We start from the raw sequence: 19,114 nt of genomic DNA, 5'->3' as shown, positions 1-19,114 counted from the left end.
CGGCCCGCGCGGCCCGCACGGCCCGCGCGCTCAGCCGTAGCGGACCTGGTAGTGCTTGATGCCGTTGATCCAGCTCGAGCGCAGCCGTTCCGGCGGCGCGGCCTCGGTGATGTTCGGCATCACGTCGGCGATCGCGTTGAAGATCAGGTCGATCTCCAGCCGGGCGAGGTTCGCGCCGATGCAGTAGTGCGAGCCGGTGCCGCCGAAGCCGACGTGCGGGTTGTCCTCGCGGAACACGTCGAAGCGCTCGGGCTCGTCGAACACCTCGGGGTCGAAGTTGGCGGAGCTGTAGAACATCCCGACCCGGTCGCCCTTGCGGATGTGCGCGCCGCCGAGCTCGGTGTCACGCGTGGCGGTGCGCTGGAAGGCGACCACGGGCGTGGCCCAGCGGACGATCTCGTCCGGCGCGGTCTTCGGCCGCTCCTCGCGGTAGCGCGCCCACTGGTCCGGGTGGTCGAGGAAGGCTTTCATGCCGTGGGTGATGGCGTTGCGCGTGGTCTCGTTGCCCGCGACGGCCAGCAGGATCACGAAGAAGCCGAACTCGTCGGAGCCGAGCGACTCGCCGTCGACGTCCGCCTGCACGAGCTTGGTGACGATGTCGTCCATCGGGCAGCGGCGGCGTTCTTCGGCCATGTTCCAGGCGTAGCCGACGATCTCGGCGGACGCGGTGAGCGGCTCGAGCTCGTACTCGGGGTCGTCGTAGGCCACCATCTGGTTGGACCAGTCGAAGATCTTGAGCCGGTCCTCCTGCGGCACGCCGATCAGCTCGGCGATCGCCTGCAACGGCAGCTCGCACGCGACGTCGGTGACGAAGTCGCCTTCGCCCTTCTTGCGCGCCTCGGCGACGATGCGCTCGGCGCGGTCGCGAAGGGTGTCCTCCAGCTTCGCGATGGAGCGCGGGGTGAAGCCCTTCGAGACGATGCGCCGCAGCTTCGTGTGCTGCGGGGCGTCCATGTTCAGCAGCACCAGGCGATTGGCCTCGAGGTTCTGCTGCGTCATCTGGTCGTCGAAGCGGATGATCGCGGTCTTCTCCCACGACGAGTACAGCTCGCTGTCGCGGGAGACCTCCTTGACGTCCTGGTGTCGCGAGACGACCCAGTAACCGTCGTCGCCGAAACCGGCGGTGTTCATCGGCTGGGGATTCCACCAGACCGGCGCGGTTCGCCGGAGCTCCGCGAACTCGGCCAGCGGCAGTCGGCTGGCGTAGAGATCCGGGTCCGTGAAATCGAAACCGGTGGGGAAAAGCGGAGCGGCCACGGCTGCCTCCTGCACGGGTTCGGCGCTGATTCCCACACTGCAACACGTTCTAAGCCTCATTGGAGCATACGGTGTTAACTTACGGAACCCATCTCAGTGAAACCCGTTTACTTGACCGATGAAGGGTCAATAAGCGCAGGTGAGCGAGCGCTCACTGGGTCAAGATCAAAATACCGGAGTTGCTGGGCGGCCTTGTCTGGAATCGAAACGTGTTCTAGTTTTGGAGTGTTCCCACGAACGGAGGAGACCCATGGGCGAGCCGGTGATCGTCGAGGCCGTGCGGACGCCGATCGGCAAGCGCGGCGGCTGGCTGGCCGGGCTGCACGCGGCCGAGCTGCTGGGCGCCGCGCAGAGCGCGCTGCTGGAGCGGGCCGGGCTGGACCCGGCGCTGGTCGAGCAGGTGATCGGCGGGGCCGTGACGCAGGCGGGCGAGCAGGCCGGGAACCTGAGCCGGACCGCGTGGCTGCACGCGGGCCTGCCCGAAACCACCGGCGCGACGACGATCGACGCCCAGTGCGGCTCGGCCCAGCAGGCCACGCACCTGATCGCGGGCCTGATCGCGGCGGGCGCGATCTCCGCGGGCGTTGCCTGTGGCGCGGAGGCGATGAGCCGCGTGCCGCTCGGCGCGAACCGCGGCGACAGCGGGAGCCCGCGGCCGGCGTCGTGGTCCATCGACATGCCGAACCAGTACGGCGCGGCGGAGCGCATCGCCGTGCGGCGCGGGCTGACGCGCGCGGACGTGGACGCGTTCGGCGCGGCGTCACAGCAGAAGGCGGCGCGCGCGTGGGAAGCCGGGCACTTCGACCGCGAGGTGGTGCCGGTGAAGGCCCCGGTGCTCGCCGATGGCGCGCCGACGGGGGAAACCCGCCTGGTGACCAGGGACCAGGGGCTGCGGGAGACCACTGTGGACGGTCTGGCCCGGCTGAAGCCCGTGGTGACGGACGGGATCCACACGGCGGGCACGTCGTCCCAGATCTCCGACGGCGCGGCGGCGTTGCTGCTGATGGATTCTTCGCGAGCCCGCGAGCTGGGCCTGCGCCCGCGCGCGCGGATCGTGGCGCAGGCGCTGGTGGGTGCCGAGCCGTACTACCACCTGGACGGCCCGGTGCAGTCGACCTCGCGCGTGCTGGCCTCGGCCGGCATGACGATCGGCGACCCGGACCTGTTCGAGATCAACGAGGCGTTCGCTTCGGTGGTCCTTTCGTGGCTTCAGGTGCACCGCCCGGACGAAACCCGCGTGAACGTCAACGGCGGCGCCATCGCGCTGGGCCACCCGGTCGGCAGCACCGGCGCCCGCCTGCTCACGACGGCCCTGCACGAACTGGAACGCCGCGACGCGAGCACCGCCCTGATCACCATGTGCGCCGGCGGCGCCCTCTCCACGGCGACGATCATCGAACGGATCTGACCCCCCGGGCTCCGTACCAGGATGCCCACCTGTCCGCCCGCGTCGCACGGCTTAGGCTGGCGCGATGATGCGGCTGACCTCGACCGTTCTGGGCACACCGGAGCCACGGAAGCTGGCGCGCTTCTACCAGGCCCTGCTCGGCTGGCCGCTCGGCGCGGACGACCCGGATTGGGTCACCCTCCGCCCCGAAGGCGGCGGCCCCGGCCTCTCCTTCCAGCGGGAGGAGGACCACCTGCCACCGTCCTGGCCCGCACACCCCGGCGACCAGCAGATGATGCTGCACCTGGACATCGAAGCCGACGACCTGGCCGAAGCCGCCGCCCAGGCCGAGGCCGCGGGCGCGCAGCTCGCGGCCTTCCAGCCCCAGGAGCACGTCCGCGTCTACCTCGATCCCGCCGGTCATCCGTTCTGCCTGTGGACCAACCCCTGACCGCTGGTGGGCCGGGCGGCGCGACAGCTCGGCGACATTGCCGGCGGGCTTCCCGCCGCGAGGCATCCCGCTGCCAAGCATCCCGCCAGGCTTGCCGGCACCGGATATCCCGCCACCCTCCCCGCCACCAAGCCTCCCGCCACCGGCCAGACGGCCATCCCGCCATCCGGCATCTCGCCGCCGGGTGCCGGGTGCCGGACGCTGGGTGCCCGGGCGCGGTCGCGGCCCAGTGCCGCCACAGCCGGGCGCCACCACAGCCGAACCACCACAGCCCAGCGCCGTTTCGGCCGAGCGCCACCACGGCCCGGCGCTGTCGCGGCCGAACGCCACCACAGCCGAACACCGCCGCGGCCCAGCACCACCACAGCCGAACGCCACCACAGCCCAGCGCCGTTTCGGCCGAGTGCCATCGCAGCCCAGCACCCTTGCGGCCGAGTGCCATCGCAGCCCAGCACCCTTGCAGCCCAGCGCTATCGCGGTCGAGTGCGGTCGTGGCCGAGTGCCGTCGTGGCCGAGTGCCATCGCGGCCCAGCGCCATCGCGGCCCAGCGCCATCGCGGCCCAGCGCCATCGCGGCCGAGTGCGGTTCCGGTCGAGGGCCGTCGTGGTCGGGGTTAGTCCAGGTCGGTGCGGATGGCTGGGCCGTTGTCCGGGCGGGCGAAGCGGACGAGGCCCCTTCCCTCCTTCCAAGACTCGACGAACAGGGTGTTGTCGGCGACCCAGGTCAGTGCGGCTTCGCGGATGTCTAGGTGGAACAGGTGGCTCTGTTCCTCAACGGCCTGTTCACCACCGCCCTGTTCACCACCACTCCCCTCACCACCGCTCCCCTCGCCACCGCCCGGCTCGCCGCCGCTCTGCTCGCCACCGCCCACAATCTGGGCCACCAGCACCGGGTCCGTCACCTCCGTGGCGAGACCAGCCAGCTTCGCGTCGCCGTCGGTGGTGGGGTCGCCGGGGTGGGCGTGGAGGGCGAAGCGGGGGTCGCGGAGGAGGTCCCGGGCTTTGACGGCGTTGGACATCGAGCCGATGTAGAGCGAGGTGCCCTGGAAGTTCACCTCCGAGCCGCTCACCCGCGGGGAGCCGTCCCGGCGGAGGGTGGCCAGGATGTGGCTCTCCGCGGAGGTGAAACGCGTTCTCACCCGGTCTGCGAGCGACGGGGCCGCCGCCGCGAAAGTCTGCCAGTCAGCCATGCCAAGCAGTGTCGCACCCGGCACCGACAAAACCGGGAAAACCCAGGTAGAGCGGCAAAACCGGGCCCACAAGCATCAGACCGCCGCCGACGGCTCCGCGACCGGGCTGCCGGCCGCCGACCCGGAGCGCGGGGCACGGCGGGCCAGCGGGGCCAGCGTGCGCTGGATGATGAAGTACTCCGCGATCAGCACGTTGCCGAGCAGGCCCGCCCACGCGGCCGCGGTGTAGATGTCCTTGAACGGCACCGACGACGGCAGGACCCGCATGCCGATCATCAGGTAGACCCGCAGCGTGACCGCGGCGAACGTCAGCGCGTAGTTGCGGATCATCCAGACCCGGTGCAACGCGATCTCGCGGCGCCGGATCGTCCGATAGGCCTGGGCCGCGGTGTACAACCACGCCACGATCAACAGGTAAAACGCCACCTGCAAGGCGAAACCGCTCGTCGTGACCGCGGACGCGTAAGCCGCCGCCCCCGAGGCCGCGACGACCGAGATCAGGTAGACCCGGCCCAGCACCCGGTGCAGCTTCGGGAAACGGGCCCGCAGCCGCGGCACGAACTGCCACGGGCCGATGATCAGCGTCAGGCCGGCCGGCAGCGCGTGCACCACCAGGCTCGCGTAGTAGCCCACGATGGCCCGGTCGATCGGGACGGCCGAGCTCCCGGTCAGGTACGGCGGCACGAAGTAGGCCGCGATGCCGGTCGCCAGCAGGGCCAGCAGACCCCACAGGAACCACCACCAGCGACGGCGGACGGCCGGTGACATGACTGTTGCGGACACGCGAAAGCTCCCCTGCTGACCCGAGAACACCGAAGAACCGCGACGCATTCGCCGCGGTGGACCCGGTCAAGTCAGTCAGAGAGCGCCCGGTGAGGTCAATATAGGCAATTGCCTAAATCGACCACCCCGCCGCGGGACAGGAGCATCGGCATCCGTCACCTCGGGCGGGGTTCAAGCGCCGTACACCGGTTCCGGATTCTCGCCCGACGCCAGCAGTTCGGCCACCACCGGTCCCAGCTCCCCCGGCTCCCACCGCGCGCCCTTGTCCCGGGCCGGGCCGTGGCGCCAGCCGTCGGCGAGGACGACGCGGCCACCGTCCACTTCGAACACCCGGCCGGTGACGCCCGCCGACTCCGCCGAGCCCAGCCACACCACCAGCGGGGACACGTTTTCCGGCGCCATCGCGTCGAAAGCGCCTTCGGGGGCGGCCATGTCGAACGTGCCCTCGGTCATGCGCGTGCGCGCCGCCGGGGCGATGGCGTTCACCGTCACGCCGTACCGGCCCAGCTCGGCGGCGGCGACCGTGGTGAGGCCGAGGATCCCGGCCTTGGCCGCGGAATAGTTGCCCTGGCCGACGCTGCCGAGCAGCCCGGCACCCGAACTCGTCATCACGACCCGCGCCGCCCGCGTGCGCCCCGCCTTCGCCTCCGTGCGCCAATACTCCGCGGCGTGCCGCAATGGCGCGAAGTGTCCCTTCAGGTGCACGCGGATCACGGCGTCCCACTCGTCCTCGGCCAGGTTCACCAGCATCCGGTCGCGCAGGAAGCCGGCGTTCGCCACGAGCACGTCCAGCGCGCCGAACTCCTCGACGGCCGTCGACACCAGCCGGGCGGCTCCGGCCCAGTCCGCGACGTCGTCGGTGTTCACCACGGCTTTTCCGCCCAGCGCCCGGATTTCGGCCGCCACCAGGTCGGCCGGGGCGTCACCGCCGGCACTGCCGTCCCGTGCCGCGCCGACGTCGTTCACCACCACCCGCGCACCCTCGGCCGCGAACGCCAGCGCGTGCGCCCGCCCGATCCCGCGCCCCGCGCCGGTGACCACCACAACGCGTCCTTCGACCAGCCCGCTCATTTCACTCCCGTCCGCTCGGCCGCGCTCAGATACGCCGGCGACTCGCCGCCGCCGTGCACCGCGAGCCGCGCGCCGCTCACGTAGGAGGCCAGCGGCGACGCCAGGAACACCGCGCACCGGCCCACTTCTTCCGGTTCCGCCAACCGTCCCAACGGGACAGTCGCGCCCACCGCCGCCGGGTCGCCGTAATGATCGGACGCCTCGGTCCGCACCATGCCGACGTCCAGCGCGTTCACCCGCACCTTCGGCGCCCACTCGACCGCGAGTGTCCCCGTCAGGTTGTCCAGCCCCGCCTTCGCGGCGCCGTACGCGGCCGTGCCCGGCGAAGGACGCAACGCGCTGACACTGCTCACGTTCACGATCACCCCGCCTCCGTCCTGCTTCTGCATCACGGCGTTCGCCGCCTGCGCGACAGTCAGCGGCGCCAGCAGATTCAGCGCCACCACCTTGTCGTGAAAGCGCGGCGACGCCGTCGCCGTGTCCGCGAAGGGTGCTCCGCCGGCGTTGTTGACCAGCACGTCCAGCCGCCCGTGACGCGAGACGACCTCGTCGACCAGCCGCGTGACATCGGCGGGATCGCGGACGTCGCAGCGTACGAAGCCCGGCGCCGCTTCGCCGGTGCGCCCGCAGGTGACCACCGAAGCGCCTGCCTGCCGGAACACCGAGGCGATCCCGGCGCCGACGCCGCGCGTCCCGCCGGTCACCAGCACCACCGCGCCGTCCAGCCGAAGATCCAGTGCCACAACCGACCTCCCGCGTCGCCTTGCCCGTGCTAACGTACCAAGCAAGTGCTAGGTTTGTAACCCATGAGGGGCGCCGATGACCATTTCCACGCACTCCCCTGAGCCCGGCATCGCGGTGGTGACCGTGGCCGCGCCCCCGGTGAACGCGTTGACCGTGCGCGGCTGGTTCGACTTGGCCGCGGCCGTCGAGCAGGCCGGCCGCGACCCGGGCACGCACGTGGTGGTCCTGCGGGCCGAAGGTCGCGGCTTCAACGCGGGCGTCGACATCAAGGAGATCCAGCGCGATCCCGGCTACAGCGCGCTGATCGGCGCGAACGAGGGCTGCGCCGCCGCGTTCTCCGCGGTCTACGACTGCGCGGTGCCGGTGATCGCGGCCGTGCACGGGTTCTGCCTCGGCGGCGGGGTCGGGCTGGTGGGCAACGCCGACGTGGTGGTGGCCAGCGAGGACGCCGAGTTCGGCCTGCCCGAGGTGGACCGCGGCGCACTCGGCGCGGCCACCCACCTCGCGCGGCTCGTGCCCCAGCACCTCATGCGCGCGCTGTACTACACAGCGTCGACGATCACCGCGCAACAGCTTCACCACCACGGCTCTGTGTACGCGGTGGTGCCGCGCGAAGAGCTGTACGAAACGGCGCTCGCCCTCGCGCGGCGCATCGCGGCGAAGGACACTCGCGTGATCCGCGCGGCGAAACAGGCCATCAACGGCATCGACGTGCAACCCGTGCACCGCAGTTACCGGTTCGAGCAGGGCTTCACCTTCCAGCTCAACCTCGCGGGCGTGTCCGACGGTGCCCGGCAGGAGTTCCTGGACGGGAGGGAAAAGCCTTGACCGACAAGCGGATGACCGCCGACGAGGTGGTCGCCGAACTGCGTGACGGCATGACACTCGGCATCGGCGGCTGGGGTTCGCGGCGCAAGCCGATGGCGCTGGTGCGCGCGATCCTGCGCTCGCCGCTGAAGGACCTGACGGTGGTCTCCTACGGCGGCCCGGACGTCGGCCTGCTCGCCTCCGCGGGCAAGATCAAGCGGCTGGTGTTCGGCTTCGTGACGCTCGACTCGGTGCCGTTCGACCCGTGGTTCAACCGCGCCCGCGAGTCCGGCTCGATCGCCGTGACGGAGTACGACGAGGGGGTGCTCGGCACCGGTCTTTCCGCGGCCGCGCAACGGCTTCCGTTCCTGCCCACGCGCGCGGGCCTCGGCTCCGACGTGGTGCCGCTGAACCCGGGCTTGCGCACCGTCCGCTCGCCGTACGCCGATGGCGAGGAGCTGCTGGCCGTCCCCGCGCTGCGCCTCGACGCCGCACTCGTCCACCTCAACCGCGCGGACGCCCGCGGCAACGCCCAGTACCTCGGCCCGGACCCGTACTTCGACGAGCTGTACGCGCTGGCCGCCGACCGTTGTTACGTCTCGGCCGAGCGGATCGTCGACACCGCGGAGCTGACCGCCGCCGGGCCCGTGCAGAGCCTGCTGCTGAACCGATCGAGCGTGCACGGCGTCGTCGAAACCCCGCACGGCGCGCATTTCACCACCGCCACGCCGGACTACGGGCGGGACGAGCGGTTCCAGCGGCACTACGCGGCCTCGGCCAAAGATCCCGCCCAGTGGCCGTCCTTTGTGGACCAGTTCCTGAGCGGCGATGAAGCCCACTACCAGAAGGCCGTCAAGGAATTCTCCGAGGAGGCGGCATGAGCGACGTGACCCGGGCGGAAGTCTGCGTGGCCGCCTGCGCCGACCTGTTCCGCGGGGACGGCGAGATCGTGGTCAGCCCCATGGGTTTCATCCCCGCGCTGGGCGCGAAGCTCGCGCGGCTGACCTTCGAGCCGGACATCCTGCTCTCCGACGGCGAGGCGTCGCTGGTGACCGCCGACGGCGTGGTCGAGGGCTGGCAGCCGTTCCGGAAGGTGCTGGACACCGTGGTGCCGCACGGGAAACGGCACGTCGTGATGGGCGCCAACCAGGTCGACCGGCACGGCAACCAGAACATCTCCGCGATCGGGCCGCACGGGAAGCCGGTGAAGCAGCTGCTCGGCGTCCGCGGCGGGCCCGGCAACACGGTGAACCACCGCACCAGCTACTGGGTTCCCCGGCACGGCAAACGGGTCTTCGTCGAGCAGGTGGACGTCGTCTCCGGCGTCGGTTATCAACGCGCGAGCGAGCTTTCGCTGCCGTACCACGACGTCCACCGCGTGGTGACCAACCTGGGCGTGCTCGATTTCGGCGGGCCGGGCCACGCGCCGCGGCTGCTGTCGGTGCATCCCGGGGTGTCGGTCGACGAGGTCACCGAGGCGACGTCGTTCCCGCTGGGCACCTCGGACACCGTGGAGACGCGGCTGCCGACGGCGGGCGAGCTGGAGATCCTGCGCACCAGGCTGGACCCGGATTCGCTGCGGGACAAAGAGGTTCCCCGATGAAGACGGCGCTGACCGAGCTGGCCGGCGTCCGTCACCCCGTCGTGCAGACCGGGATGGGCTGGGTCGCGGGCCCGCGCCTGGTCTCGGCGACGGCGGAGGCGGGCGGGCTGGGCATCCTGGCCTCGGCCACGATGACGTTCGACGAGCTGGCCGCCGCGGTCAAGGAGACGAAGGCCCGCACCGCCAACCCGTTCGGCGTCAACCTGCGCGCGGACGCCGGTGACGCTGCCCGCCGCGTCGACCTGCTGATCGAAGAGGGAGTGTGCGTCGCTTCGTTCGCGCTGGCGCCGAAGCGGGACCTGATCACGAAGCTGAAGGACCACGGCGTGGTCGTGCTGCCGTCGGTCGGCGCGGCGCGGCACGCCGAAAAGGTGGCCGCCTGGGGCGCGGACGCCGTGGTGGTGCAGGGCGGTGAGGGCGGCGGGCACACCGGCGGGGTCGCGACGACGCTGCTGCTGCCGTCCGTGCTCGACGCCGTCGACATCCCCGTGGTGGCCGCGGGCGGGTTCTTCGACGGGCGCGGGCTGGCCGCCGCGCTGGCCTACGGCGCGGCCGGGATCGCGATGGGCACGCGGTTCCTGCTCACGCGGGAGAGCACCGTGCCCGACGCCGTCAAGCAGGCTTATCTGGACCACGACCTCAACGGCACCGTCGTCACGCGCAAGGTCGACGGGATGCCGCACCGGGTGCTGCGCACGGAGCTGGTCGACGCGCTGGAACGCTCCGGCTGGGTCACCGGGCTCGCGCGGGCGGTCGCCAACGCCGCCCGGTTCCGCAGGCTGAGCGGGCTTTCCTGGCCCGCGCTGGTACGCGAGGGCGTGCGCATGCGCCGCGGCGGCGACCGCGGCTGGGCGCAGGTGCTGATGGCGGCGAACACCCCGATGCTGCTGCGCGCGGGGCTGGTCGAGGGCGACCGCGCGGCCGGGGTGCTGGCGTCCGGGCAGGTCGTCGGGCTGCTGCGCGACCTGCCGCCGGTGGCCGGGCTGATCGAGGCGATCGTGGCCGACGCGGAGGCGATCCTGCGGCGCCTCGGCGACGGGTGTTGTGCTTGACTTCATTGCATGATCCCGGAAAGCCGGTGCCCGATCACGGACGGCGAGCTGCAGGTCCGCGTCGGCGGGGCGGGTCCGCTGCTGCTGCTGATCCCGGGCGGGACCGGGTCGGGCGAGGCGTACCGCGCGCTGCGCAAGCAGCTGGAGACCGACCACGCCGTCGTCACCTATGACCGCCGTGGGCATTTCGCCAGCACGGACAGCACCACCGGCCCGGTGCCGGTGTCCGTGCAGGCCGACGACGCGCTCGCGGTGCTCGACCACCTCGGCGCCGGCGCGATCCCGGTGTTCGGCACCAGCGCGGGCGCGCTGATCGGGCTGGACCTGGTGGCGCGGCACCCGGACCGGGTGAGCGTGCTGGTGGCGCACGAGCCGCCCGCGGTGCAGCTGATGCCCGACGCCGCCGGCTGGCTGGCGGCCGCCGCGGAACAGGTGCGGCTGGCCCGTTCGGGTGACCTGATGGGCGCGGTGACCCGGTTCGCCGACGCCATCGCGGGCGCCGCCCTGCCCGACCTGCCGAACCTGCGGCTGCCGAACGAGTCCGACTGGGCCCGGCTGTTCGACCGCGAGCTGACCGAGTTCTTCGACTACCTGCCCGACCTGCGCGCCCTGCGCCGCGCGAGCACCGAGATCCTGCCGGTGGCCGGGGAGGGCAGCCGCGGCCGTTACCACTACCAGCCGGCCCGGATCCTGGCGCTGGAGCTGGGCCTGCCGTTCACCGAGGTGCCCGGCTCGCACCTCGCGCCGCAACGGATGCCGGCGAAGTTCGCGGCCGCGCTGCGGGACCTGCTGGCCGGCTGAGCCCCACGGCGGGAAACGCCCCGGGCAGCAGTAGAATCGCCTACGCCGGGCCCGCCTCACCGCGCGCCGAGGCCCGCCGCGCGAAGAACCATCCGCCGAGGCCCGCGCCCGCGGCGAGCACCAGCAGCCACAGCACCCGGGCCGGGGCCAGGCTCCCGCCGAAGAAGCCGACGGCGGCCGGCAGCAGCAGCCCGGGGACCAGCACCACGGCGGCCCACCAGCCGCGTCGGCCGGACTTCAGCCCGGCCAGCGCGCCGATCACGGCCAGCGCCGCGATACAGCCGGCCAGCAGCCAGCGGGTGGAGGCCTCGATGTGCTCGTGCTCGACGGCCTCGATGGCGTCGCCCAGGCCGCTCGCGAACGCCGCCAGCAGGCCCGCGACCAGGCAGTGCAGCGGCAGCAGCACCCGTGGCTTCAGCCGGTCCGGGGCGAGGTACGCCGATCCCGCCGGAGCCCTCGCGCAGCGCGGCCCCCCACAGCGTCGCGAGCAGGCCCAGCGCGGCGAACACGGTCCAGTACAGCGGGCCGCTCCACTTCGGCGCCTCGGCCATCGCGTCGGTCACCGTCAGCACGCCCTCGCCGAGCACGATGATGGTGAACAGCCCCAGCCGTTCGCCGAAGTGCGCCGTGTCCAAGCGTGCGGCGGTCGCCTGGACGGCCGGGCCGGGGCGGGTCGCCAGCCTGGCCGTGACGCTCTCGGTCAGGCGCTTGCCGGACAGGGTGAAGGTGATCACCAGGTCGACCAGCACGCCGAGCGCCCACAACCAGTACCGCCACGGGCCGGGCGCCCAGATCGAGATCAGCCACGGCGTCACGCCGAAGCCGACCTGCGCCACCGGCCAGTCGACGAGCACCCGGGCGCCGTCGCCGCGGTGCTCCCAGATCCGGTCCGACAGCACGCGGACGGCGACGTAGGCGACGGCGAAGACCTTCGCGTGGTCACCGTGGATGCCCGAAACCGACGCGGCCATCACCACCAGGCCCGCCATCGCCGTCAGCACCGGCATGGTCTTCACGGCGCCGCCGACGACATTGCCGTACACCGTGAAGCACATCCAGGCCGTCCAGAAGGCCAGGAAGCACACCACGTACAGCCCGACGTCCGCCCACGAGGCACTGCCGTGCACCAGGTGGGCGAGCTGGCCCACCCCGGCGACGGCCACCAGGTCGAAGAACAGCTCCAGCCAGGACGCGTGCCGCTCTTCGGCCGGGCCCTCCGGGTTTTCGCTCACGGCGGCGACAGTAGCGGGCAGATCCCGGGGCGCCGGCGGCGCGGGCCCCGCGGTCCGTCCACAGTAGAGCGACGGCCGCCGTCACCCGGCCGGGTGGCCGCCGCTGCCGAGCGACCCGCGCCGGTGTAGGCCTGGGACGTCGCCGGTCCTCGCGAACGGAGAAATCATGCAGCTGGGTCGGGTCGCCGCCGCGGCCGTCCTCCTCGTCACGGGTCTCGCCGGGACCGCCGTGGCGGCGCCGCCGGAAAGCTCGACGGCCGCGGTCTCGTCGGCCCTGCGCAACGGGACCCTGGGCGACAGCCACACGCTCGACGACCCGTGCGGCGGCGTCGTGCAAGGCCATCAGGTCGATCTCGGCTGCCTCGCGCGGGTGGTCGCGCAGGACCGGACGTCGGCGAGCCCGCTCACCACACCGGCGCCCGCGGGCTTCAGCCCCGCCGAGCTGGCGCGCGCGTTCGGGCTGCCGGACCCGGCCACCGGCGCGAAGGGGATGGTGACGATCGTCGGCATCGGCGCGTACCCGGCGCTGGAGGCGGACCTCGGCACCTACCGGAGCCGGTTCGGCCTGCCCCCGTGCACCACCGCGAACGGCTGCCTCAAGGTCAGCGACTACCACGGCGGCCCGCCGCTCGCGCCGGACAAGGACCTCGCGAGCGTCGAGGAGTCCTACGCCACCGAGACGGCGCTGGACCTGGACCTGGCTTCGGCCGCGTGCCCCGGCTGCCGGCTCTCGATGGTCCAGATCCCGATGGACGTCACGCGCCTGCTCGGCGCCGTACTGCTGCAGCAGCCCGGCCCGCTCGCCGACGACTTCGGCACGGCGGTGAAGTACGCGGCGGGCCTCGGCTCGAACGCGGTCAGCATGAGTTACGGCATCCCGACCGGTTCGCAGGGCGGCTACCTGGGCACCGGCGCCCCGGCCGTCGCGCTGCACCACCCGGGCATGGCGGTCCTCGCCGCTTCCGGCGACCGGGGCTACCTCGGCGGCGCGCAGCTGTGGCCGCAGGAGCTGCCGTGGGTGACCTCGGTCGGCGGGACGTCGCTGACCGGCGCGAACGGGTCGTTCACGCAGCACGCCTGGGGCGGGCTGTTCACGCCGGCCGGCGAGCAGCAGCAGCGGTGGGTCGGCGCGGGCAGCGGCTGCGCGCTCGACCTCGGCCCGGCCCAGGGCCAGCCGGCCGCCGTCACGGCGAACTGCGACGGGCACCGGGCCGGCTCGGACGTCGCCGCCGTCGCCGACCCGCTGACCGGCGTCGCCGTCTACCGCGGTTACGCCCCGGCCGGCGGCAAGTCCGGCTGGCTGGTGGCCGGCGGCACCAGCGCGGCCGCGCCGTTCGTCGCGGGCCTCTACGCCCGCGGCGGCCATCTGTCCGGTGTGGACGGTCCGAACACGCTGTACCGCGCCCCGGCGGGCAGCCTCACCGACATCGCGAACGGTTCCAACTCCCAGCAGGGCTGCGCCCCGTTCAAGGCCGCTGTCTGCACTTCAGCGCCGGGCTGGGACGGGCCGACCGGGCTGGGGGTGCCGTCCGGGCTCGGCGCCTTCTGAATCACGGCCTACACCGCCCGCACCCCGTCCTGCCACACCTCCCGGACATTCCCCGCCAGTGCCGGAAAGTCGTACGCGTCGCCGGCCACCACGACCAGGTCCGCGCGGTGCCCCGGGGCCAGCCGGCCGAGGTCGCCGTCCATGCCCAGCAAACGGGCGGCCGAGGAGGTGGACGCCACCAGGACGTCGGCCGGGCTCATCCCGCAGGAGCGCATGAGCTCCAGCTCCTCCAGGTTGGTCCCGTGCGGGCCGACGCCGCTGTCGGTGCCCATCGCGACGCGGACCCCCGCGGCGACGGCGCGGCGCACGGAATCGGCGTGCGCCTCCACGACCTCCCTCGCCTTCTGCACCACCGCGTCCGGCAGCGAGGCGCCCTGCTCGGCCGCGCGGATCACGTTCACCGGCGCCACCAGCGTCGGCACCAGCCAGGTGCCGTTCACGAGCATCAGCTCGATCGCCTCGTCGTCGAGGTAGATGCCGTGCTCGATCGAACGGATGCCGGCGCGCACGGCGTTCTTGATGCCCTCCGCGCCCTGTGCGTGCGCCATCACCGCGCGGCCCTGCATCCGCGCCTCGGTGACGAGCACGTCCAGCTCCTCCAGCGTGAACTGCGAGTGCCGCGGGTCGTCGCGCGGTGACAGCACGCCGCCGGTGGTGCAGACCTTGAGCACGTCCGCGCCCGCGCGCAGCAGCGTCCGGGCGACGCGGCGCATCTCGTCCGGCCCGTCCGCCTTCGCGTCCGGCCGCCCGGGGTGCGGGAGCGACAGCGGAACGCAGTGGCCGGACGGCATCCAGCCGTCGCCGTGCCCGCCGGTGGGGCTGATCAGGCCGATCGCGATCTGCAGCCGCGGCCCGGGGATCAGGCCGTCGTCCACCGCCTGCTTGATGCCGAGGTCGGCGCCCGCCGCGTCGCGCACCGTCGTGATGCCGAGCTTCAGCGTGGTCCACAGGTTCCGCGCCGCCTCGTAGAACTGGTACGAGAACGGCTTCTGCACCCGCGGCAGCAGCCCGATCTCCGACACGGTCACGTGCACGTGGCAGTCGAACAGGCCGGGCAGCAGCGTCGCGCCGGTGCAGTCGACCACCCGGTCGCCGTCGAGGCCGGGGCCGACGTCGACGATGCGTCCGTCCTCGACCACCACGTCCGCCTCGGCGGGCGCGGCGCCCGTGCCGTCGAACACCGAGCCACCCGCGAACACAGTCCTGCTCATGCCGTTTCTCCTTGCCTGGCCGGGGCTTCGGGACGAAGCGCCCGCTCCAGCCCCGCCGCGACGGCGAGCACCACCACGTTCGCGGCCAGCCCGATCAGGCCGACGTTGACCGTGCCGGCGAGCTTCGTGTCGAAGAAGGTCAGCCAGATCACCACGACCTCGCCGACGATCAGCCCGGCGAACACCGGCACCTTGCCCACCGGGACCTTCTTCAGGAACCCCAGCAGGTTCGCCGGCGCCAGCTGCACCGAGCCGGAGTACGTCAGCAGCAGCAGGTTCGCCAGCAGGTCCGGCCGGAAGATGCCGAGCACCAGCGCCAGCGCGCTGGCCAGCACGACCGTGCCGTGGTTGATCCAGAACTGCCTGCGCTCCCCGCGCACCCGCGCGATGTTGCGCGCCACCAGCGACGAGATGCCGATCAGGATGCCGGCCGCGGGCACCATCGCGGTCGCCGTCGCGGCGACCACCACGAGGCCGGTGACCCAGCCGGGCAGCGCGTCCTTGCTCAGCGTCAGCAGCACGCCGTTGGGGTCGCTTCCCTTGGGCACCACCAGGATCGCGGCGAACCCGATGATCATCGGCAGCAGCAGGCACAGCTCGTAGAGCGGCATCCAGGCGTAGTTGCGGCGCAGCACCTTCGGGTCGCGCGCGGACATCAGCGCGGGCCAGGTGTGCGGCAGCGTCATCAGCCCGACGCCGATCGCGCTGACCAGCATGCTGGTGATGAACCAGGTCTGGTCGTTCGCGCCGGCGTGGATGAACAGCTTCTCCGGGTGCAGCTGCTCGATCTTGTGGAACACCCCGGACACGCCGCCCGCGAAGTGCGCCGGCACGGCGATGATCAGCACCACCAGTACCACCAGCATGATCGCGTCCTTGAAGTACGAGGTCGCCGCGACCCCGCGCAACCCGGCCCACAGCACGAACGCGACCACCAGCACGCTGCCCGCCACCATGCTCAGGTTGCCCGAGGCCGTGTCGCCGGTGACCAGCCGGACGATCAGGCCGAGGCCGGTGATCTGCAGTTGCAGGTACGGCAGCACGAAGATCACGCCCAGCACGGCCGAGAGCGTGCCGAGCGCGCGGCTGGAGAACCGGTCCTCCAGGAAGTCGCCCTGCGTCAGGTAACCCCGCTCCTTGCCCATCACCCAGATCCGCTTGGCGAGGAAGAACAGGACCACGTAGGCGATCGGCACGTACGGCAGCGCGTACATCGCCGCGACGCCGCCGGAGAACGCGAGCCCGGCCATGCCCAGGAAGGTGAAGGTGGTGAACACCTCGCCCGCCTGCAGGAACCACATGGTCAGCGCGCCGAACTTGCGGCCGCCGACGGTCCACTCGGCCAGGTCCGCCGCGGGACGGCGGCGCCCGACGAACCCGAGCACGCCGATCAGCACGATCCCGACGAGGGTGAAGGCGAGGATCATCGGCCATCCTCCTCGCCCGCGCGCGCCAGCAGGCGCTCGGACAGCAGCAGCGCGGGGGTGAACATCAGGCACCAGAAGCCGCCCCACACCAGCATCTTCGGCATCCCGAGCCACAGCCCGGCGGAGTTGACGAACGGCAGGAACGGCATCAGGACCAGCGCGATCACGGGCAGGATCGGCGGGAGGTGGTAGCTGCGCATGCGCTCACGCTGCCAGAGCCGCGAGCCGGCGGCAGGCCAGCTCGGCCAGCAGGGTGGCGCCGTCGGCGAGCACCGAGTCGTCGAACGCGGCACGCGGCGAGTGGTTGCCCGGCGCGTGGTCCGGGTCGTCGCCGCGGACGGCGCCCAGGAAGACGAACGCGCCCGGCACCCGCTGGAGCACCCGCGAGAAGTCCTCGGCGCCGGTCATCGGGTTCGGCAGCTCGGTGAAGCGCTCCTCGCCGAAGACCTCGCGCACGGTTTCGGCGATGAACTCGTGCCCCTCGGCGTGGTTGACCGTCAGCGGGTACTCGGGCTCGTAGGCGATCTCGACGTCCAGCCCGTGCGCCGCGGCGATGCCCTCGCAGACGCGCAGGACCTCGGTCCTGATCCGGTCGCCGACCCCCAGGTCGAACGAGCGGACGGTGGCCTCGAACACCGCGTCGTCCGGGATGACGTTGCGCCGGGTGCCCGCGTGGAAGCTGCCGACGGTGAGCACCACGGGCTCGAACGCGCTGAAACCGCGGGTCATCCGCGTCTGCAGGGCCGTGACCATCTCGCACGCGGCCGGGATCGGGTCGCGCGCCATCTCCGGTGACGAGCCGTGCCCGCCGGCGCCGACCACCCGCACCTTCACCGCTTCGGACGCGGCCATCAGCGGGCCCGGGCGGCTGGTGAACATCCCGCGCTTGTGCCGCGAAGCCGAGACATGCAGCCCGTACGCGGCGTCGACCGGGCGGCCCGCCGCGTTCAGCACGCCCTCTTCGATCATGTGCCCCGCGCCGTCCCAGCCCTCTTCGCCGGGCTGGAACATGAAAACGACGTCGCCGGGCAGCTCCGCCCGGCGCGCGGAGAGCAGCCTCGCGGCGCCGACGAGCCCGGCGGTGTGCAGGTCGTGCCCGCAGGCGTGCATCGCGCCGGGGATCTCGGACGAGAACTCCTCGCCGGACGCCTCCGTCACCGGCAGGGCGTCCATGTCGCCCCGCAACAGCACGGTGCCGCCGGTCCCGCCGCCGCCGCGCAGGACCGCGGTGACCGAGCTGAGGCCCCGGCCGATGCTGGTCTCCAGGCCGAGGCCGTCGAGCGCGGCGAGCACCTTCGCCTGGGTGCGCGGCAGGTCGAGGCCGACCTCGGGGGTTCGGTGCAGGTCGCGGCGCAGCGCGGCGAGTTCGGGCTGCAGGGCGGCGGCGTCGGAGCGCAAGGTCACAGGGGGACTCCCTCGCTGGATCGTCGGCATAAGGTGGCCCGAAGATGATGCGAGAGTCGGACACAACCGCCGCCGGAATCGCGGGAATCCGCCAGAAACCCCGCCCGGATACGAAGGATCGGCCATGTTGAGCGAGAGCGACCTCAAACTCCTCGACGCGCTGCAGACCGGCCCGCGGACGTCGTGGTCGGTGCTGGGCCGCACGCTCGGGGTCGGCGCCACCACGGCCGCCCGGCGCTGGGACGCGCTCGTCGCCCGGGGCGAGGCCTGGCTGACCGCGTACCCCGGCGGCGAGCTGGTCGCGCAGATGGCGCTGGCGTTCCTCGAGGTCGACTGCGCGCCCGGGGAGGCGCTGCGGGTGGCGCGGGTGCTGGCGGCCGACCCGCACGTGGCGACCGTCGAGTACCTGGCCGGGCACTGCGACCTGCACGTCCACGTGGTGGCGCCGACGCTGCGCGCGATCGGCGACTACGCGATCCACCGCCTGTCGACCCTGCCCGGTGTGATCGCGGCGCGGACGGTGGTTTCGCCGCGGCTGTTCACCGAGGGCAGCCGCTGGCGGGTGCGGGCGATCTCGCCGGACCAGCGGGAGGCGCTCGCCGCGCCGGTCACCCGCCCGTCCTCGCCGCTGCGCTTCGGCGAACTCGACCACACGCTGATCCTGGCGCTGGGCGAGGACGCCCGGGTTTCGGCGGCCTCGCTGGCGCTGAAGCTGGGGGTCGGGGCGAGCACCGTGCTGCGGCGGCTGGACGCGCTCGTCTCCCGCGGCGCGGTACGGCTGCGCTGCGAAATCGCCCGCCCGCTGTCCCCCGCGCCCGTCACGGCGATGCTCTGGCTGCGCGTGCCGCCGGACAAGCTGGAGACGACCGCGCGGTCACTGGCGATGCTGCCGGAGGTGCGGATGTGCGCCGCCATCAGCGGTGCGGCGAACCTGATGCTGGTGGTCTGGCTCAACTCGCAGCACGACACGGTCCCGTTGGAGAGTTCCCTGGCCGCGAAACTGCCGTGGCTGGAGATCGTGGACCGTGCCGTGACGCTGCGGAGTGTCAAGCTGATGGGTCACCTGTTGGACGACGCCGGCCTGGCCGCGGGCCGGGTGCCGCTGGACTTCTGGGCCCCGGTGACGGCCCGCGAGGACTAGCGCTG

19 protein-coding genes are annotated in these 19,114 nt (G+C 72.5%); 9 read left to right on the top strand and 10 right to left on the bottom strand.

Features of this window, described 5'->3' with window-relative positions; translation table 11 throughout:
- Positions 1–30: 30 nt before the first annotated feature.
- Positions 31–1,257, bottom strand: coding sequence for a cytochrome P450 (locus BMY97_RS17135; protein ID WP_218156790.1), 1,227 nt, complete (start codon positions 1,255–1,257; stop codon positions 31–33).
- Between the two features lie 250 nt (positions 1,258–1,507).
- On the opposite strand from BMY97_RS17135, the gene BMY97_RS17130 reads away from it, so the two are divergent.
- Both BMY97_RS17130 and BMY97_RS17125 read left to right on the top strand, forming a co-directional pair.
- Positions 1,508–2,665: a steroid 3-ketoacyl-CoA thiolase gene (locus tag BMY97_RS17130; protein WP_091617832.1), complete on the top strand. Its 1,158-nt coding sequence runs from the start codon at positions 1,508–1,510 to the stop codon at positions 2,663–2,665.
- A 64-nt stretch (positions 2,666–2,729) separates the two neighbouring features.
- Complete coding sequence (locus tag BMY97_RS17125) at positions 2,730–3,095, top strand: VOC family protein (protein ID WP_425425283.1); 366 nt, start codon at positions 2,730–2,732, stop codon at positions 3,093–3,095.
- A gap of 613 nt (positions 3,096–3,708) precedes the next feature.
- Here the strand turns inward: BMY97_RS17125 and BMY97_RS17120 are convergent.
- The 4 genes from BMY97_RS17120 to BMY97_RS17105 form a co-directional block, all read right to left on the bottom strand.
- Positions 3,709–4,284 (bottom strand): pyridoxamine 5'-phosphate oxidase family protein, encoded by a 576-nt coding sequence (locus tag BMY97_RS17120; RefSeq protein WP_091617830.1) that lies wholly within the window; start codon positions 4,282–4,284, stop codon positions 3,709–3,711.
- Positions 4,285–4,359: 75 nt separating this feature from the next.
- Positions 4,360–5,067, bottom strand: a complete 708-nt coding sequence (locus BMY97_RS17115; RefSeq protein WP_091617829.1) for a DUF2306 domain-containing protein — start codon at positions 5,065–5,067, stop codon at positions 4,360–4,362.
- Positions 5,068–5,238: 171 nt separating this feature from the next.
- On the bottom strand, positions 5,239–6,138 hold the full coding sequence (locus tag BMY97_RS17110; RefSeq protein ID WP_091617828.1) for an SDR family oxidoreductase: 900 nt from the start codon (positions 6,136–6,138) through the stop codon (positions 5,239–5,241).
- Complete coding sequence (locus BMY97_RS17105) at positions 6,135–6,881, bottom strand: SDR family oxidoreductase (RefSeq protein ID WP_091617827.1); 747 nt, start codon at positions 6,879–6,881, stop codon at positions 6,135–6,137. Before BMY97_RS17105 ends, BMY97_RS17110 begins: the two co-directional genes overlap by 4 nt.
- A 76-nt stretch (positions 6,882–6,957) precedes the next feature.
- Here BMY97_RS17105 and BMY97_RS17100 point away from each other — a divergent pair, with 76 nt between their 5' ends.
- From BMY97_RS17100 to BMY97_RS17080, 5 genes are read left to right on the top strand one after another with little or no spacing between them, the layout of a single operon-like run.
- On the top strand, positions 6,958–7,710 hold the full coding sequence (locus BMY97_RS17100; protein ID WP_091617826.1) for an enoyl-CoA hydratase family protein: 753 nt from the start codon (positions 6,958–6,960) through the stop codon (positions 7,708–7,710).
- Positions 7,707–8,570, top strand: a complete 864-nt coding sequence (locus tag BMY97_RS17095; RefSeq protein ID WP_091617825.1) for a CoA transferase subunit A — start codon at positions 7,707–7,709, stop codon at positions 8,568–8,570. Before BMY97_RS17100 ends, BMY97_RS17095 begins: the two co-directional genes overlap by 4 nt.
- The gene (locus tag BMY97_RS17090; RefSeq protein ID WP_091617824.1) at positions 8,567–9,292 is read left to right on the top strand and encodes a CoA-transferase subunit beta; all 726 of its coding nucleotides are present in this window, start codon (positions 8,567–8,569) and stop codon (positions 9,290–9,292) included. The genes BMY97_RS17095 and BMY97_RS17090 overlap by 4 nt, the downstream gene beginning before the upstream one ends.
- Positions 9,289–10,344 (top strand): NAD(P)H-dependent flavin oxidoreductase, encoded by a 1,056-nt coding sequence (locus BMY97_RS17085; RefSeq protein ID WP_091617823.1) that lies wholly within the window; start codon positions 9,289–9,291, stop codon positions 10,342–10,344. Before BMY97_RS17090 ends, BMY97_RS17085 begins: the two co-directional genes overlap by 4 nt.
- Before the next feature lie 9 nt (positions 10,345–10,353).
- Positions 10,354–11,145, top strand: a complete 792-nt coding sequence (locus BMY97_RS17080; protein ID WP_177231381.1) for an alpha/beta fold hydrolase — start codon at positions 10,354–10,356, stop codon at positions 11,143–11,145.
- Positions 11,146–11,201: 56 nt separating this feature from the next.
- Here BMY97_RS17080 and BMY97_RS17075 read toward each other — a convergent pair whose 3' ends face one another.
- Positions 11,202–12,377: a low temperature requirement protein A gene (locus BMY97_RS17075; protein ID WP_245787349.1), complete on the bottom strand. Its 1,176-nt coding sequence runs from the start codon at positions 12,375–12,377 to the stop codon at positions 11,202–11,204.
- A gap of 166 nt (positions 12,378–12,543) precedes the next feature.
- On the opposite strand from BMY97_RS17075, the gene BMY97_RS17070 reads away from it, so the two are divergent.
- Entirely contained in the window at positions 12,544–13,926 is a 1,383-nt protein-coding gene (locus BMY97_RS17070) for a S8/S53 family peptidase (protein ID WP_091617822.1), read from the top strand.
- 8 nt (positions 13,927–13,934) lie between these two features.
- Here the strand turns inward: BMY97_RS17070 and BMY97_RS17065 are convergent, their stop codons facing one another.
- From BMY97_RS17065 to BMY97_RS17050, 4 genes are read right to left on the bottom strand one after another with little or no spacing between them, the layout of a single operon-like run.
- Positions 13,935–15,137 carry a metal-dependent hydrolase family protein gene (locus tag BMY97_RS17065; RefSeq protein WP_091617821.1) on the bottom strand — a complete coding sequence of 401 codons (1,203 nt, stop codon included), beginning with the start codon at positions 15,135–15,137 and terminating at the stop codon, positions 13,935–13,937.
- Complete coding sequence (locus BMY97_RS17060) at positions 15,134–16,564, bottom strand: sodium:solute symporter family protein (RefSeq protein ID WP_091617820.1); 1,431 nt, start codon at positions 16,562–16,564, stop codon at positions 15,134–15,136. Before BMY97_RS17060 ends, BMY97_RS17065 begins: the two co-directional genes overlap by 4 nt.
- On the bottom strand, positions 16,561–16,764 hold the full coding sequence (locus BMY97_RS17055) for a hypothetical protein (protein ID WP_091617819.1): 204 nt from the start codon (positions 16,762–16,764) through the stop codon (positions 16,561–16,563). The genes BMY97_RS17060 and BMY97_RS17055 overlap by 4 nt, the downstream gene beginning before the upstream one ends.
- 4 nt (positions 16,765–16,768) lie before the next feature.
- Positions 16,769–17,968, bottom strand: coding sequence for a M20 metallopeptidase family protein (locus BMY97_RS17050; protein ID WP_091617818.1), 1,200 nt, complete (start codon positions 17,966–17,968; stop codon positions 16,769–16,771).
- A gap of 124 nt (positions 17,969–18,092) precedes the next feature.
- Between BMY97_RS17050 and BMY97_RS17045 the strand changes: the two genes are divergently transcribed.
- Positions 18,093–19,109, top strand: coding sequence for an Lrp/AsnC family transcriptional regulator (locus BMY97_RS17045; protein ID WP_091617817.1), 1,017 nt, complete (start codon positions 18,093–18,095; stop codon positions 19,107–19,109).
- Positions 19,110–19,114 lie beyond the last annotated feature (5 nt).

It is taken from the genome of Amycolatopsis saalfeldensis (assembly GCF_900110575.1).
Taxonomy (GTDB): Bacteria; Actinomycetota; Actinomycetes; order Mycobacteriales; family Pseudonocardiaceae; genus Amycolatopsis; species Amycolatopsis saalfeldensis.
The sequence above is the reverse complement of the archived record's forward strand: the minus strand, read 5'-3'. Positions and strand labels throughout refer to the sequence as shown.